The organism is Halopelagius fulvigenes, assembly GCF_055398025.1.
The window spans coordinates 109,442-124,631 of the sequence record NZ_AP043845.1 but is presented as its reverse complement, the minus strand read 5'-3'; the positions used below and the strand labels follow the sequence as shown (position 1 = coordinate 124,631).

Here is a 15,190-nt window from a genome sequence, read left to right as displayed (position 1 = left end):
CATCGGCGACGAACGAGCGACGAAAATCAGTGTCCGGAAAGTGTCCACGCCTCGAAACTATCGCGTGTCGAGTACGTTTACCGATGATGAACGACAGCATCGAGAACCAGACAGTCTCTCGACGGAGAGCGTCGAACCGGAACGCAGAAACGCCGCTACGCCGTTCCTCGGGGAGTATCGGTGCGAACGGACCGTCCGAAACCCCCACGGAGCGGCGACCGGTCGTGGTAGCTATTCGCACACATGTGCGATATCGTCGCACGTCCGGGCGGTCCTCGGGCGCGGCGGGCGTCGTCGGGCGGTGCCCTCGGGTGAGCGACGACCACCCGTCCGTCGTCTTCGGCTCGCACGTCCGCTCACCGTCACGTAAATTTATATCCCGTGATGTGCTTCGCCAAGGCATGGCACGCGACGACGGGGAACGGACGGGCGCATGGCTCACCCGCGACGAGGCGGCGCGGGAGTACGTCGTCGAAGCGGCGCGGGCGGTCGAATCGCTCGTCGCCTCGACGTACGGCCCCGCCGGGGGGACGACCCTCGTCGAGACGGTGGACCCGCAGGACGTCCCCGAAACCGTCGTGACGAGAGACGCCGGGCACCTCCTCGAAGCCATCGAACGCGGGGGCGGGTTCGGCCACCCCGTGGCCGCCCTGTTCGTGGACGGACTCGACTCGGTGCGGCGGAGCCTCCGCGACGGGACGACGGCGGCGGCGCTTCTCGCGGCGAGACTCCTCGATTCGGGCGCGGAGTTGGCCGGAGACGGCCTCCATCCCGGCAGCATCGCCGTCGGGTACGCGATGGCGGCCAACCGCGCCGGGGCCGTCTTGGACGACTTGGCGCGTCCGGTCGAGGCGACGGACCGGGAACTGCTCTCGCGGGTGGCCGCGACGGCGATGACCGCGGACCTCTCGGACCGGCGGCGGCGCGAGTACGCCGACGCCGTCTCCGCGGCCGTCTCCGGCCTCGCCCGCGAGAGCGACGACGGGTGGTTCGACACGGACGACATCACGGTGCGGACGCGGGTAGACGCCGAGTGTACCCTCTCTCGGGGCCACGTCGTGCGTCGCCGTCCCGGCGCGCACGAGACGAGCGAGCGGAGTCGCCTCTCGTTCGACTGGTCGCCGTCCGTCGAGGGCGTCCTCGCGGACGCTCGGGTCGCCGTCCTCGAACGCGACATCGACGTGGAGGAGTCGGCGACGAGTTTCGGACGGGAGGGTCGGTCCGGCGTGACGCTCGACTCCGCGGGGTCCGTCGCGGCGTACGTCGAGGGCCGCGACGCCGCCGTCGAGTCCGTCGCCGCGGGGGTGGCCGACACGGGCGCGGACGTGCTGGTCGTCCGGGCGGAACTCGACGACGAGGTGAAGGCCGCCCTCGAAGCGCACGGCGTCGCGGTCATCGACCGGGCGCAGTACCCGAAATCCGATATCCACCGCGTCGCCCGCGCGACGGGGGCCACCGTCGTCGGCCACGTCTCCGACCTCGACGAGTCGAAACTGGGTCGGGCGGGGCGGGTGTCCGAACGGCGCGTCGGCGACGAGAAGTGGGCGCACTTCGACGAGTGCGACGGCCCGGTGTTCACCCTCCTCGTCGGCGCGCCGACGGAGAAGGGCCGGACGACGCACGAACGGCTCGTCTCCGACGCAGTGGAGACGACGGCTATCGCCGCGATGGATGGACAGGTGCTCCCGGGGGCCGGCGCCGCGCCGGTCGCAGTCGCGCGCGACCTGCGGGAGTTCGCCCGCGGCGTCGAGGGGAGAGAGCAGTTGGCCGTGGAGGCGTTCGCGGACGCCTGCGAGTCGCTGATGACGACGCTCGCCCGGAACGCCGGGTACGACCCCCTCGACGTGCGGGCGAACCTCCGGAACGCGCACGCCGAGGCGGCCGAACGCCCCGCGCCCCTCGGCCTCGACATCGCCACCGGCGAAGCGGCCGACGCGTGGGAGATGGGCGTCGTCGAACCGCGGCGCGTCTTCTCGCAGGCCGTGGATACGGCCGTCGCGACGGCCGAGCAGTTGGGAACGGTCGACGCCGTCGTCGCACCGGGCGTCAAACCCGGGCCGTTCACGCCGCAGACGGAGCACGACTGACGGCGGGCGAAGGAGGGAGAAGCCGAGCGAAGGCGAAAGGAGGAGCGGAGAGCCGACTCATCTGGCCGCCGCGGTCGAATCCCCGTCAGAGAGGTCGTTCGCCGGAATCTGTCTGTCGATGCGGAGCAGTTGCGTCGCCAGTTCCGTCGCCGAAGCCACGGCGTCGCGCTTGAGGCCGAGCGGGTCTGCGACGGGTTCGCCGTCCAGAACGTCTCGAATCTCGCCCGCGAGGGCGTCCACGCCGACCGAGGACCGACCCTCGTCGTGCGCGACGCGGAGGCGGATGACGCCGGACCACCCGTCGATGCCCGCGCTCTCGGCGAGTCGCCGCGGCACCGTCGCGAGCGCTCTGCCGAACGCCTCCACGGCGAGTTGCTCCCGTCCGGCCGTCCCCCGCGCCGCCGCCCTGACCGCGCGTTCGAGGCCGATTTCGGTCGCGCCGCCGCCGGGCACGACGCGTTCGTCTTCGAGTGCCCGGAGCGTCGCGGCGACGGCACTCTCGGCGCTTCTTTCGAACGCGGCGACTGACCGCGGGTCGGGGGCGCGACAGACCAGCGTGAACGTCGGCGCGTCGTCGCCCTCGACGTAGACGAACTCCCGACCGGCGAGGCGTTCGACGCGCACGTCCGCCCGCCCCATCGTCTCGGGCGTCGCCTCCGCCAGGGAGGGGACCACCCGCCCGCCGGTGTGCCGGACGAGACGCGCCATCGTCTCGTCGTCCACGCGGTCGATTGCGGCCACGCCCGCGTCGGCGAGCCGCGTCTTCACGCGGTCGTTGACGCCCCCCTTCGTCGCGACGAACCGACACCCGGACGCGACGGCCGACGAGAGAACGCGGCGGAACTCCTCGCGTTCATACTCGCCGATGGCGGCCCGGTCCTCGAAGGAGTCCGCGTCGAGCGAGAGGTCGTAGTCGACCGACTCGGTCGCGCCGCCGAGTTTCGGAACGTCCACCGTCGAGGAGAGGAGGGCGACGCCCGCGTCCGGCAGGCGGCGCGGCATGGCGTCGGAGACGAGTGGCGTCTCAACGACGACGCCCGAGACGAGACCGGTGTCGCCGACGCCGCCGAGGCGCGCGAGGACGGCCACGTCTCCGCGTCCGCCGGTCGGCGAGTCCGACGCCGTCACCGTCTCGGCGGCGTCGGCCACCGCTTCGCTCACGCGCCGCCTCGTCATCGGGTTCCGCGTCCCGGTGAGCGCCGTCCGCGCGACGGCCTCCGGGCCGACGGCCGAGAGGGGGCGCGCGCGGGATTCGAGGTGGTCCTCGGCGACCGAGAGCGCCTCTCCGTACCCGCGGGCGACCGTCGTCGGATGGAGGCCCCGGTCGAGTAACTCGTCGGCCTCACGGAGCAACGCGCCCGTCAGAAGCGTGAGCGTCGTCGCGCCGTCGCCGTGTCTCTCGCGGAACTCCTCGGCCGCCCGTTCGAGGAGCGTCGTCGCCGGGTCGTCCAGTTCGAGGCGGTCCAAGAGCAGCGACCCTGAGGAGGTGGCCGTCACCCGTCCGCCCGACTCCACAACGAGTTTGTTCGTCCCGAACGGACCGAGCGTCGTCCCGACGAGTTCGCAGACGCGGTTCGCGTCATCGAGTAGCGCGTGCCGTGCGTCGGAGTCCATGGTCGCGCAGTCTTCCTCCCCGCTCATAAGTCTGCGGGACGAAACGGTCGGATTCGTCCGGTATCGGCGGACAAACGGCGAGAAATTGGTGCCCGCGTGAGAAACATTTATTATCACCGTCTATCATGTGAATACACGATGTCAAAGAGTAGCACGAGTAGCAGGGAGAGCGCGGACCGCGCCGAGGGGCGGGCCGGCACCGAACCGTCGCGGCGGGACTTCGTACGGGCGACTGCCGCCACGGCGACGGTCGGCGCACTCGGTGCACTCGCGGGGTGTAGCGGCGAACAGGGCGGAGGCACGCCGGAACCGAAAGGAGGGGGCGGTGGAAGCGGATCGGGCGGCGACACGGGTTCGGACTCGGGCGGGTCCGAGAGCGTCACCGTCGACTACCTGAGCGCGCAGGCCGTCGAGAACGCCGCGATGAAGTCGCACTTCCAGGAGTCGATGAAGACGTTCGAGGAGAAGAACGGGAACGTCAATGTGAGCCTCCAGACGGCATCCTACGGGGACATCCGGTCGAAGCTCTCCTCGACGGTGTCGTCGGGTAACCCGCCGACGTTCGCCGAGGCCGGCGGCGGCGGCTTACAGTTCTACCTCAACGACAAGGTTCCGGACCACAAGCCGTTCATCGAGTCCACCGACTCGCTTCCGGACGACTTCACGGCGGCGAACAAGGAGTCCGCACAGTACCGCGGCGAGTACTGGTCGGGCGGCGGAATGCGCAATACGAACAGCAACCTCGGGATCAGCCCGAAACTGTTCAGTCAGGCGGGCGTCAGCAACCCGGAGAAGGAACTCTCGACGTGGAGCGGGTTCCTCGACGCGGTCAAGCGCGTGGACAAACAGACCGACGCCATCGCCTACGAGGAGACCGGCGTGCCCGGCGACCTCGAATCCTACTGGGGGTACGCCCGGACGGCGTACACCGAGGGGACCGACCCGTGGATGCGCCCGGGCGACAATCCGGACAACCCAACCATCGTCGTCGCCAACCAAGACCACGAGGACCGCGGGAAGACGGACGGGATGATAAAGACCTGCGTCAAGATGGCGAACCAGTTCAGTAGCCAGGAGGCGGCCCAACGCGGCGACGAGGACATTCCGTCGCTCATGCTGACCGGGAAGGTCGCCTCGTTCAACTACGCGGTACCGACCGCCAGTCGGTGGACCGCCACCAAAGACGACGTCAAGTTCGGCTGGCAGGGCGGCAACGGCGACTTCATGCTCCTCCCACACCCGAAGGTCGATCCCCAGTTCGGGCAGAACTTCGGAATCAGCGACCTCGAAGGCGTCGAGGGGCAACACGGCGGCCACATGTGGGCGCTCGAACAACAGCAGTGCATCTTCCAGGCCAGCGACGCGAAGCAGCAGGCCGCGTGGGACCTCAACATGTTCCTCTTGAGCGACAACGAGTTCGTCCTGCCCGCCTGGGGCGAACACTACGAGGCGATTCCGGGTCTCAAGACGAAACTGCAAGCCGTCCTCGACGAGTACGACCTCGCACAGAGCACGGAGCAGGCGTACAAGAACGCCGACAAGTACGGCGTCCAGTACTCCACGACGGGCGCGTCGTGGGACGTGCGCGACGTGGACCCGATTCGGTGGACTGACATCAACGAGACGATCAGTCAGGCCATCGCGGGGCAGCACTCCGCCGAGAAGACGCCGAAACTCATCCGACAGCGCATGAAGAAACGACTCGGGCAGTAAGCGCGTCTCGGAACCCCGCGACCGCCTCGCCTCGGCGCAAATAGCGGCGATTAGCCGGTCGTACGCCGTCGTATCGCCGCAATTCACCCCCAACGTTTTTACCGGTCGCAGGGCATCGGAGAAGTACCTTGGCACAAGAAACCACACAACACATCAGGCAGAAGTACGGCATGGAAGAGACCACGCTGAGGGACCGTGCTCGGGAGAACTGGATAGGCTACCTGTTCATTCTCCCCACGTTCCTGATGTTCACGCTCCTGTTTTACTTCCCCATCGTGCGGGGCGTCTACATGACGTTCACCAACACGCGGTTGGGGGGAGTGGGGACGTTCGTCGGTCTCGACAACTACGTGTGGCTGTTGACGAACGACCTGTTCCACTTCGCGTTCGGGTGGACGCTCGTGTTCGTGTTCGGAACGACGTTCCTGCAGTTGTTCATCGGGCTCATCGCGGCGCTCCTGTTGGCCGAACTCCGAAGCGGGTTGCGCGAGTGGACCAGCGCCATCGTCATGTCCCCCTACTTCTCCGCACCGCTCGCAGGGGGTGTCATCTGGCTGTGGTTCCTCAACAGCGACTTCGGGATGGTTCCGAGACTCATCACGGACGTCTTCGGCGTGACGACGCCGGCGTTCCTCGCGGAGGACCTGTGGCCGTACGTGTCGCTCATCGTCGCGCAGTCGTGGCACGACTACGGGTACGCCGGCATCATCTACGCGGCGGCCATCGTCGGCATCCCGCGCGAACAGTACGAGGCGGCGGCGTTGGCCGGGGCGGGTCGCCTCCGGCGGTTCCGCGACGTGACCCTCCCGCACCTTGTGACGCCCACCATCGTCATCCTCGCGCTTCGGACGGCGTGGAACGTCGCGGAGTTCGCGCAACCGTTCGAGCTGACCGGCGGCGGTCCCGGGACGCGGACGATGCTGATGAGCATCCTCACGTACGAGACGGCCTACGTGAACCTCCAGTTCTCGCGGGCATACACGCTCGGGATGGCCATGATCGTCATATCGATGACGGCGGCCATCTTCTACGTGACCGTCATCCAAGACGAGGAGGAGATGTACGTCTGACCATGATAAACGAAACTCGCCGCTCCCGACTGATACTGTACGTCGTGCTCGGACTGTTCGCGCTGTTCGCCTTAGCGCCGTACTACTGGGTGATTCGGACGTCGTTCCTGACGGACTTCGCCGCCATCAACCCGGAGACGAACTACCTCCCGGCGCTGAAGAACCTGACCATCACGGCGTACGAGCAGATATGGGAACGGTACAACTTCGTCACGTTCTTCAGCAACAGCATCATCGTCTCCGTCACGGCGACTGTCATCTCGCTTTTCTTCTCCATCCCCGGCGCGTACGCGTTCGCGCGACTGGACTTCCCGGGGCGGAAGGCGCTGTTCTACACCGCCGTCTTCACCATCATGTTCCCGTGGATAGTCATCACCATCCCCGTCTACGAGGTGTTCTTCATCCTCGGCCTCATCAACACCCTCACGGGCGTCATCATCGCCCTGTCCATCTTCGTCCTCCCGCAGACCATCTGGCTGCTGCAGGGCTTCTTCAGGCAGGGCATCCCCGAGAACATCGAGGAGGCGGCGCTCATCGACGGGCACAGCGAACTCGGGGCGTTCCTGCGGATCGTCCTGCCCCTCTCCGCGCCCGCCGTGGGCGCGGCGGCCCTGTTCGCGTTCCTGACCGCGTGGAACAACTTCCTGTGGGTGTTCGTCCTCACGAGCGACGAGGAAGTGCGCACGGCCACGGTGGCCCTGCACTACATCCTCGGGAGCGACGTGCTCCGGCAGTGGAACATCCTCATGGCCTCCGTGGTGCTTCTCGTCGCGCCGCCGGTGGTCTTCTACGGTCTCTCGCAACGCTACGTCGGCGAGGGACTGGGAGGGATGTGAGGCGCATCGGCGTCCCGAGGAGGGTTTCGACCCTCCTATCGGGGATACTACTAAATAACTGAGATGCAAACCCAAACTGGAGTAAGTTAACATGGCACGTGTACAATTCGACGACGTAACGAAAGTGTTCGAGGACACGTCCGGTCCGATAGTCGCCGTCGAGGAGTTGTCGCTCGAAATCCCGGACGGCGAGTTCGTGGTGTTCGTCGGTCCGTCGGGGTGCGGGAAGTCCACGACGCTGCGAATGTTGGCAGGGTTGGAGACGATCACGGACGGCGAGATTCGGTTGGACGGACAGCCCGTCAACGATATGTCGCCGAAGGAACGCGACATCGCGATGGTGTTCCAGTCGTACGCGCTGTACCCTCACAAGACCGTCCGTGAGAACATGGCCTACGGGCTGAAGTTGAGCACCGACCTCAGCGACGAGGAGGTGAACCGCCGCGTCGTCGAGGCGGCCGAGATGATGGGCATCGAGGACTTGCTCGACAAGAAACCCGGAAGCCTCTCCGGAGGGCAACAGCAACGCGTGGCGACCGGTCGCGCCATCGTCCGCGAACCGGCGGTGTTCCTGTTCGACGAACCCCTCTCGAATCTGGACGCGAAGCTCCGCAAGCACATGCGGACGGAGTTGTCGCGCATCCACTCGGAACTCGGCATCACGACCATCTACGTGACGCACGACCAGGAGGAGGCGATGACGATGGCCGACCGCATCGTCATCCTCGACAACGGCCAACTCCAACAGGTCGGCTCGCCGAAGGAGGTGTACTACCGACCGGCCAACGCGTTCGTCGCCGACTTCATCGGCTCTCCGAGCATGAACTTCTTCGACGTGGACCTCCACGTCGAGAGCGACGGAACCGGAACCTTGGTCGGCGAGGGCATCTCGTACGGCGTCTCCGAGGAGATAGTCGACGCCGTCGGCGGCGAGGGCGAGTACACGCTCAGCATCCGCCCGGAGAACCTCCGCGTGGACGACACCGTGCCGCCCGCGAAGAGGTTCGAGGCGGAGGTGGACGTCGTGGAGATCGTCGGATCGGACAACTTCCTCTACCTGCGGGTCGGCGGCAAGGAGTGCCGCCTCCGCGCGCCCGTCGAAGTCGAACCGGCGGAGGGCGAGATAGTGGACGTGACGTTCGACGAGTCGGACCTCCACCTGTTCGACCGCAACACCGAGGAGGCACTCGTTCACGGGCACGAACGGGCCGAGACGGCGCGTCGGACGGTGGAACAGGAGGCCTGATGCGGCGAGTGGCGACCGTTCGGTGATCGAGTCGGATCGAAGTCGAAACGGACGAGGCCGGACCGAGGACCCGGCGACGAGTCGGACACGTGCCGCGATGACCGTCGCCGCCGGGGGAACGCTTTTGACCGCTCTCGGCGACTCTCGGGTGTGACGTACGATATCGCGCTACTGCCGGGAGACGGTATCGGAGTCGAAGTCGTCGACGCGACGCTCCCGATACTCGAAGACGCCGCGGAGCGAGGCGGATTCACCGTCGAGACGACGCGGTACGACTGGGGGAGCGAACGCTACTTAGAGGAGGGGTCGATGATGCCCGACGACGCCATCGAGACCCTCGACGGCCACGACGCCATCCTGTTGGGCGCGGTGGGGCACCCGGACATCCCCGACCACGTGACGCTCCGGGGGATGATGCTCCCCATCAGGAAGGCGTTCGACCAGCAGGTGTGCAAGCGCCCGTCCGTGCTGTTCGACGGCGTGGAGAGTCCCCTCCGGGGGTACGAGGGCGGCGATATCGACTTCGTCGTCTTCCGGGAGAACACCGAGGGCGAGTACTCCGACGCCGGCGGCCGCGAACACCGGGGGCACCCGCACGAGGTGGCGGTCCAGACGGCCATCTACACGCGGCGGGGGACCGAGACCATCGTCCGCGAGGCGTTCGAGGCGGCCGCCGAACGCGACGGTCACCTGACGAACGTCACGAAGTCGAACGCGCAGGCCCACGGGATGGTGTTCTGGGACGAGGTGGTCGAGGAGGTGGCCGAGGAGTACCCCGAGGTGGAGGTCGAACGCCTCCTCGTGGACGCGGCGTCGATGGACCTCGTGCGCCGCCCCGACGAGTTCGACGTCCTCGTCGCCTCCAACCTGTTCGGCGACATCCTCACCGACCTCGGAGCCATCGTCAGCGGAAGCGTGGGACTCGCCCCCTCGGCGAACATCAACGTCGAGGGCCACTCCCCGTCGATGTTCGAACCGGTCCACGGAAGCGCGCCCGACATCGCGGGCGAAGGCGTCGCGAACCCCCTCGCCACCGTCCTCTCCGTCTCGATGCTCTACGACCACCTCGGCGAGGAGTCCGCCGCCGCGGACCTGTGGGACGCCGTCGCGGCCCAGTTGGCCGACGCCGACGCGCCGCGGACGCCGGACCTCGGGGGCGAGTCGGGGACCGAAGCGGTCGTCTCCGACCTCCGGACGCGCCTCTGAACGGCCGTGCGACTTCGCTCCCGCGGAACCGACCCGGAGGTCGCGCGGTTCTCGGCGACACTCCGTCGCCTCGACGAGGAGGCGTTCGCCGCCTTCGTCGCGGCCGTCTGGGAGGCGCGCGGGCGGTCAGCGACGCGAGACGGGACGACGCTCTCCGTCGAACACCGCGGTGAGAGGAGTCGCCTCCGAGTCACGCACGGCGAACCGACGCCGGGACGCGGCGGACGGGCGACGCGAGTCGTCACCTCCCGTATCGTCCCCGAATCGACCGCCGACGCGCCGGAACCGGCCGTCGTGGACGCCGCGGAACTGCTCCGTATCGTCCGGTACGCGGTCGAACGCGGCCGAGCGTCGTCGCTCCTCGACCGGCACCTGGGTCGCGGTGCCGGGAAGTTCGCCGCCCCCGGTGCCGTCCGCGCGGAGCGCGAACGGACCCGGAGTCGGCGCAGACGCCTCGGGCGACGAGTCGCCGCCGCCGTGGTTCTCGCGGCGTGTCTCGGCGTCGTCGCCCTCGGCGGACCGAGCCTCGTCTCGTCGTTCGACGCGTCGTTCGGGTCCGCTGAGGACGCCGCACCGCCGACCGACCGGCCGACCGAACTGGCGAGCGAACCGGCACGCGAATCGGCGCGCGAATCGGCGACGGCGGGGAGCGAAGCGACCCGTCTCGGTGAGCGTCCCGACTACGCCGCACTCGGGTGTCCGCCGCCGCCGGACGACGCCGACCCGGGAGAACTCACCCCGGCCGTCGTCCCCGGAGCGAGTGCGTCGGGGTTGGACGGGTGGCGACTCCTCGACTCCGAGCGCATCGCGTCGTTCGACGGCCGAATCGACCTCGGCGACCGCCCCGAACCGGCGGTGCGGTACACCGCGAGGTACGTCCCGCCGTCGGGCGAGACGCTCAGACTCACCGTGGACCGGTGGCGGTCGGTCGCCGCCGCTGACACCGTGGCGCGGTCGCTGGCGGAGACGAACCAGACCGTCCTTCGGTGGGGTCGGTACACCGTCGTCGTCCGCGCGTTCACCGCGGACGGGGGTCGCCTCTCCCGCGCACAGACGCTCGACCGGTCGCGGGTGCTTCTCGCGGCGGTGCGGGACCCCTCCGGCAGTCGCCTCGGCTTTCGGTGCGTCTCGTCGCTCCTCGACGAGGCGAACGCGTCGGACGAGGGCGGCGTATCCGGAGACGGCGACGCCGCGCCCGCACCCGTTGACGGCGCGTGAAAGTTTTATATTCGATGAAGCGCCACGGGTGAACATGGCACACGGCCCGGACGCGGTCCACGAACTTGTCTCGGAGTCGGGGTGGTCCTACCCCGTCTCCGTGCGCCGGTTAGAGCGTGAACACGCGTTGGCGAACGTCCAGTTGGACGAGGACGGCAACTCCATCATGCTGGCGGAACTGCTCTCGGAGACGAACGTCGACCGCTTCGAGAGCCGAGATGACCTCGAAGCGAAACTCGGCCCGGTGTTCGAATCGGAGAGCCGACGCCGGAAGGTGGGCTTCTTCGGACGCATCAAGCGGACGTTCCTCGGGGGGTGACCGAATGAACAAACTCAGAGCGTTCGTCGTCGGCGGATCGGTCGCACTCGCGGTCGTCACCCTGTGGGCCGCGTTCCGCTACGGCGTCGCGCCGACGTCACGGCCGGGCTATCTCAGGGCGGCGGCCGCCGTCGTCCTCCTGCCGGCGATTCCGGTCGCCTTGACCCGCGGGAAACTGTGGGTCCGCCGCCTCGCGGAGTACCGGCGCAACGGGTCAAGCCTCAGTTTCGAGCGGAAGTCGATATTCGTCTCCGGCGACGGGGTCGGCGACGCCGACGAGACGCTGGCCGACATCGAGGCGGCCGTCGCCGCCGCCGACGAGTACGACGAGTGCCGCCGCGACCGGTTCGGCGAGGGCCGCGGCCTCACGGTTCGCCACACCGGCTTCCACAACTCCTTCGTCCGCATCGCGGGCGACGGGCGAGTCATCGTCACCGGCGCCTCGGAGAACACCCACTTGCTCGCCTCCCTCGTGGAGCGAGCAGTCTCGCTCCCGATGGAACGGACGCGGATCCACCCGCTTCTCGAGCCGAAACCCGTCCGCGGCGCGCCGCGGGCGTTCCTCGGACTGTTCCTCGTCGCCCTCTTCCTGTTCGGCGTCGGCGGCGTGGGGGCCGCGGCGTACCCCGCGGACGCCTATAGCGCGCCCGAGCGGACCGTCTTCGTCGGGTACGACGCGCGGGCCGACGCCCTCCCCGGGTACGACGAGACGGACGCGACGGTGGACAAAGCCGCCCTCCTCGTGAAGGCACTCGACGAGGAGGCCGTCGAACTGCAGTGGGACCGCGACGACGCAACCAGACTCTCCGAACACACCCGGCAGTCGGTCTTCCTGTCGGCGCGGGGCGCGGAGATGCTTGACGACGCGCGCGGCGAGAGCCTCGACGCCGCGGAGCGAAAGCGGGTGTCGGCGCTCGAATCCGACCTGCACGCGGCGGAGTGTCGCGTCGCCTCGGCCATCATCACCCGCATCGAGAAGGGACGCGTCGAGGGCGACGCGGAGACGTTGCGGGACGCGCGGCGGACCCTCCGCGAACGGGCGGCGGCGGCCGGCCACGCCTGTACCGCCTGAGGCGGGGAGAGAGCGGAACCGGAACCGAACAGTCGTCCGAACGCTCGTGACAACGGTTCGAAACCTCACCTTTACCGTGTCCGAGCGAGAGTACCTCGCGTATGGACGAAGACGCACTCGAAGGGAACGTCGCGTTCGTCACGGGAGCCACCTCCGGGATCGGCCGCGCGGCGGCCCTCGAACTCGCCGCCGAGGGGGCGCACGTCGCCCTCGCCTCGCGCCGGGAGGAACGACTCGAAGCCGTCGCCGACGAGGTGCGGAGCGAACACGACCGGGAGGCGCTCGTCGTCCCGACGGACGTGACCGACCCGGAGCAGGTTCGGTCCGCGGTGGAAGAGACGGCCGAGACGTTCGGCAGGATAGACGTCGTCGTCGCCAACGCGGGCCTCGGCGTCAACGAACCCGTCGAGGACCTCTCCGTCGAGGATTTCGAGCTGATGATAGACGTGAACGTCAACGGGATGTTCTACACGGCGCAGGCGTCGCTCCCGCACCTCCGGGAGTCCTCCGGTAATCTGGTGTTCCTCGGCAGTTTCGCTGGGCAGTACCCGCGGCCGAACGACGCCGTGTACGCCGCCACGAAGTGGTGGACGCGGGGGTTCGCGCTGAGTCTCGAAGGGACCGTCGGCGACGACGACGTGGCCGTCACCGTCGTCAACCCGACGGAGGTGCGGACGGAGTTCGGGTCCGAGACGGACACGGAGATGAAAGACCGCTTCGAACCCGGCGAGGTGACCGAACCCGCGGAGGTGGCCGAAGCCATCGCGTTCGCGGCGAAGCAACGCCCGCCGAACACCGTCAGCGAGATAGACCTCTACCGCCGCGACAAGTTCTCGCACTTCTGACCGCCGCCCCGGGCGGCGGCAACGCCGGCCCGGAGTCGAAGGTATAGGTGGCCGGCCGACGAGGGAGAGAACATGACCGAAGACGGCGGACTGGCGCGCATCGCCGAGGCGACGGACCCGTTGATAGGGACGTGGGTCACCATCCCCGCGCCCGCGACGGCGGAGTTGCTGGCCGGACTCGGCTACGACTTCGTCTCGTTCGACCAAGAGCACACGCCGGTGTCGTACGAGACGATGGAGGACATGCTCCGGGCGGCGGACGCCGCCCCCGGGACGACGGATTCGCTCGTCCGCGTCGCCGACGACGACCCGACGACGCTGAAGCGGACGCTCGATTTGGGCCCGACGGCGATTCTCGTCCCGATGGTCGAGACGCCCGAACAGGCCGAGGAGATAGTCGATGCGAGTCGTTACCCGCCGGAGGGACGGCGGGGACTCGGCCTCACCCGCGCGTCGGAGTACGGTCGCTCGCTCTCCGACCACGTCGAGACGGTCGAAGACGGCCTCGCCAGGTTCGTCCAACTGGAGTCCGAACGCGCCGTCGAGAACGCCGGAGACATCGCAGAGGTGGACGGCATCGACGGCCTGTTCGTCGGGCCGGTGGACCTCTCGCTTTCGATGGGTCGCTTCGGGGAGTGGGACGACGAGGCGTTCCTCGAACACGTCGAGAGCGCCGTCGGGGCGGCCCGCGACGCCGGCGTGGCCATCGGAACGCTCGCCACCAGCGCGGAGCAACGCGAGGAGCGTCTCGACTGGGGCGTGGACTTCCTCGTCGCGGGCGTGGACGCGATGCACCTCGCGGAGGGAGCGTCGGCCGCCCTCGACCACTCGGAGGGCCTCGTCCGACGGGAGGAGTGAGTCGGCCCGGGTCCGGTCGGCGTCGAACCGAGGAGGCGTCGCGGGGGCGGGGGAGTCCACGCTTACGAGTGAACGTCCGGGGGACTCCACGGTTACAAGTGAACGCCCGGTGACTCCACGGTTACGAGTGAACGCCGGGACGAGAGCGACCGTGGGCGGCGGAAACGGGGAGAACGAGGAACGTCCCGCTACTCGTAGGCGGCGACGACGCCCTCGACGAGCGACGCGATGTCGTCGCGCGCGTCGGCGTCGAGTTCGACCAACGGCGGCCGAACCTCGTCGGTTTCGAGGACGCCGCGGGCGCGGAGGCCGGCCTTCGTCGCCGGGGCGAACCCGTGTTTGACGCACTGCTGGAACAGGGGGGCGATGTACTCCTCGTGGACGCTTCGGGCCGTCTCCGCGTCGCCGTTCGCCGCCGCCTCCGTCGCCGCCGCGAACGCCTCGGGAATCACGTTCGAGAGGGCGTTGACGCCGCCGTCGGACCCGAACAGCAGTCCGGGGACGAGGTGGCTGTCGAACCCCTCGAACAGTTGGAACGACTCGGGCGTCCGCCGCAGGAGTTCTGAGAAGTAGTTGAAGTCGCCGCTGGAGTCCTTCACGCCGAGGATTCGGTCGTGGTCGGCGAGTTCGACCGCGGAGTCGGCGGCGATGGGCCGGCCGACGCAGGCGGGGATGTTGTAGAGGTATATCGGAAGCGCGGCGTCGTCGGCGACGCGTCGCACGAACGCCTCGTCGCCCGCCGGGTCGTTCGACCCGTGGAAGTACGGGAGGGTGATGAGGGCGGCGTCGGCGCCGACGTCCGCCGCCGTCTCGATGCGTTCCAGCGTCTCCGCGACGCTGGTTCCCGCGGTGCCCGCCATCACGGGCGCGGCGTCGGCGTACTCGACGGTCGTCTCCAGAACCGCCCGGTACTCGGCGGCGTCGAGGCTGGCGAACTCTCCCGTCGTCCCGCAGGGGACGAGGCCCGTCACGTCGCCGTCGAGGACGTGTTCGACCAGTTCGCCGAGAGCCTCGTGGTCCACGTCGCCGTCCGCGAAGGGGGTGACGAGCGGGCAGTGCGCGCCTTCGAACCGTCGTGCGACGTCTTCCGTCATCGTGGGTCACTC

At 68.6% G+C, this 15,190-nt stretch carries 13 protein-coding genes; 11 read left to right on the top strand and 2 right to left on the bottom strand.

Annotation, left to right across the window (positions count from 1 at the left end; all coding sequences use genetic code 11):
- The first annotated feature begins 401 nt into the window (after positions 1–401).
- On the top strand, positions 402–2,087 hold the full coding sequence (locus ACZ522_RS03650; RefSeq protein ID WP_379692168.1) for a TCP-1/cpn60 chaperonin family protein: 1,686 nt from the start codon (positions 402–404) through the stop codon (positions 2,085–2,087).
- A 57-nt stretch (positions 2,088–2,144) separates the two neighbouring features.
- Here ACZ522_RS03650 and ACZ522_RS03645 read toward each other — a convergent pair whose 3' ends face one another.
- On the bottom strand, positions 2,145–3,701 hold the full coding sequence (locus ACZ522_RS03645) for a TCP-1/cpn60 chaperonin family protein (RefSeq protein ID WP_379692170.1): 1,557 nt from the start codon (positions 3,699–3,701) through the stop codon (positions 2,145–2,147).
- 138 nt (positions 3,702–3,839) lie between these two features.
- Between ACZ522_RS03645 and ACZ522_RS03640 the strand changes: the two genes are divergently transcribed.
- The 10 genes from ACZ522_RS03640 to ACZ522_RS03595 all read left to right on the top strand — a co-directional run bounded on the left by ACZ522_RS03640 (position 3,840) and on the right by ACZ522_RS03595 (position 14,084).
- Complete coding sequence (locus ACZ522_RS03640) at positions 3,840–5,414, top strand: ABC transporter substrate-binding protein (RefSeq protein ID WP_379692171.1); 1,575 nt, start codon at positions 3,840–3,842, stop codon at positions 5,412–5,414.
- Positions 5,415–5,542: 128 nt separating this feature from the next.
- Positions 5,543–6,484 carry a carbohydrate ABC transporter permease gene (locus ACZ522_RS03635; RefSeq protein ID WP_379692172.1) on the top strand — a complete coding sequence of 314 codons (942 nt, stop codon included), beginning with the start codon at positions 5,543–5,545 and terminating at the stop codon, positions 6,482–6,484.
- Positions 6,485–6,486: 2 nt separating this feature from the next.
- The gene (locus tag ACZ522_RS03630; RefSeq protein WP_379692173.1) at positions 6,487–7,320 is read left to right on the top strand and encodes a carbohydrate ABC transporter permease; all 834 of its coding nucleotides are present in this window, start codon (positions 6,487–6,489) and stop codon (positions 7,318–7,320) included.
- 91 nt (positions 7,321–7,411) lie between these two features.
- Complete coding sequence (locus ACZ522_RS03625) at positions 7,412–8,566, top strand: ABC transporter ATP-binding protein (protein WP_379692174.1); 1,155 nt, start codon at positions 7,412–7,414, stop codon at positions 8,564–8,566.
- Between the two features lie 150 nt (positions 8,567–8,716).
- Positions 8,717–9,772 carry a 3-isopropylmalate dehydrogenase gene (locus ACZ522_RS03620; protein ID WP_379692176.1) on the top strand — a complete coding sequence of 352 codons (1,056 nt, stop codon included), beginning with the start codon at positions 8,717–8,719 and terminating at the stop codon, positions 9,770–9,772.
- A 6-nt stretch (positions 9,773–9,778) separates the two neighbouring features.
- Positions 9,779–10,990 (top strand): hypothetical protein, encoded by a 1,212-nt coding sequence (locus tag ACZ522_RS03615; RefSeq protein WP_379692177.1) that lies wholly within the window; start codon positions 9,779–9,781, stop codon positions 10,988–10,990.
- A 34-nt stretch (positions 10,991–11,024) separates the two neighbouring features.
- Complete coding sequence (locus ACZ522_RS03610; protein WP_379692178.1) at positions 11,025–11,309, top strand: hypothetical protein; 285 nt, start codon at positions 11,025–11,027, stop codon at positions 11,307–11,309.
- Between the two features lie 4 nt (positions 11,310–11,313).
- Positions 11,314–12,381 (top strand): hypothetical protein, encoded by a 1,068-nt coding sequence (locus tag ACZ522_RS03605; protein WP_379692180.1) that lies wholly within the window; start codon positions 11,314–11,316, stop codon positions 12,379–12,381.
- Between the two features lie 101 nt (positions 12,382–12,482).
- Positions 12,483–13,226: an SDR family oxidoreductase gene (locus ACZ522_RS03600; protein ID WP_379692181.1), complete on the top strand. Its 744-nt coding sequence runs from the start codon at positions 12,483–12,485 to the stop codon at positions 13,224–13,226.
- Positions 13,227–13,298: 72 nt separating this feature from the next.
- The gene (locus ACZ522_RS03595; protein WP_379692182.1) at positions 13,299–14,084 is read left to right on the top strand and encodes an HpcH/HpaI aldolase family protein; all 786 of its coding nucleotides are present in this window, start codon (positions 13,299–13,301) and stop codon (positions 14,082–14,084) included.
- 188 nt (positions 14,085–14,272) lie between these two features.
- Here ACZ522_RS03595 and ACZ522_RS03590 read toward each other — a convergent pair whose 3' ends face one another.
- Complete coding sequence (locus tag ACZ522_RS03590; RefSeq protein ID WP_379692183.1) at positions 14,273–15,178, bottom strand: dihydrodipicolinate synthase family protein; 906 nt, start codon at positions 15,176–15,178, stop codon at positions 14,273–14,275.
- Positions 15,179–15,190: the final 12 nt, after the last annotated feature.

Bases quoted from the DNA above. Each gene is read 5' to 3' on its own strand.
- ACZ522_RS03650 (WP_379692168.1), top strand. From the start codon at position 402: ATGGCACGCGACGACGGGGAACGGACGGGCGCATGGCTCACCCGCGAC.
- ACZ522_RS03645 (WP_379692170.1), bottom strand. From the start codon at position 3,701: ATGGACTCCGACGCACGGCACGCGCTACTCGATGACGCGAACCGCGTC.
- ACZ522_RS03640 (WP_379692171.1), top strand. From the start codon at position 3,840: ATGTCAAAGAGTAGCACGAGTAGCAGGGAGAGCGCGGACCGCGCCGAG.
- ACZ522_RS03630 (WP_379692173.1), top strand. From the start codon at position 6,487: ATGATAAACGAAACTCGCCGCTCCCGACTGATACTGTACGTCGTGCTC.
- ACZ522_RS03625 (WP_379692174.1), top strand. From the start codon at position 7,412: ATGGCACGTGTACAATTCGACGACGTAACGAAAGTGTTCGAGGACACG.
- ACZ522_RS03610 (WP_379692178.1), top strand. From the start codon at position 11,025: ATGGCACACGGCCCGGACGCGGTCCACGAACTTGTCTCGGAGTCGGGG.
- ACZ522_RS03605 (WP_379692180.1), top strand. From the start codon at position 11,314: ATGAACAAACTCAGAGCGTTCGTCGTCGGCGGATCGGTCGCACTCGCG.
- ACZ522_RS03600 (WP_379692181.1), top strand. From the start codon at position 12,483: ATGGACGAAGACGCACTCGAAGGGAACGTCGCGTTCGTCACGGGAGCC.
- ACZ522_RS03595 (WP_379692182.1), top strand. From the start codon at position 13,299: ATGACCGAAGACGGCGGACTGGCGCGCATCGCCGAGGCGACGGACCCG.
- ACZ522_RS03590 (WP_379692183.1), bottom strand. From the start codon at position 15,178: ATGACGGAAGACGTCGCACGACGGTTCGAAGGCGCGCACTGCCCGCTC.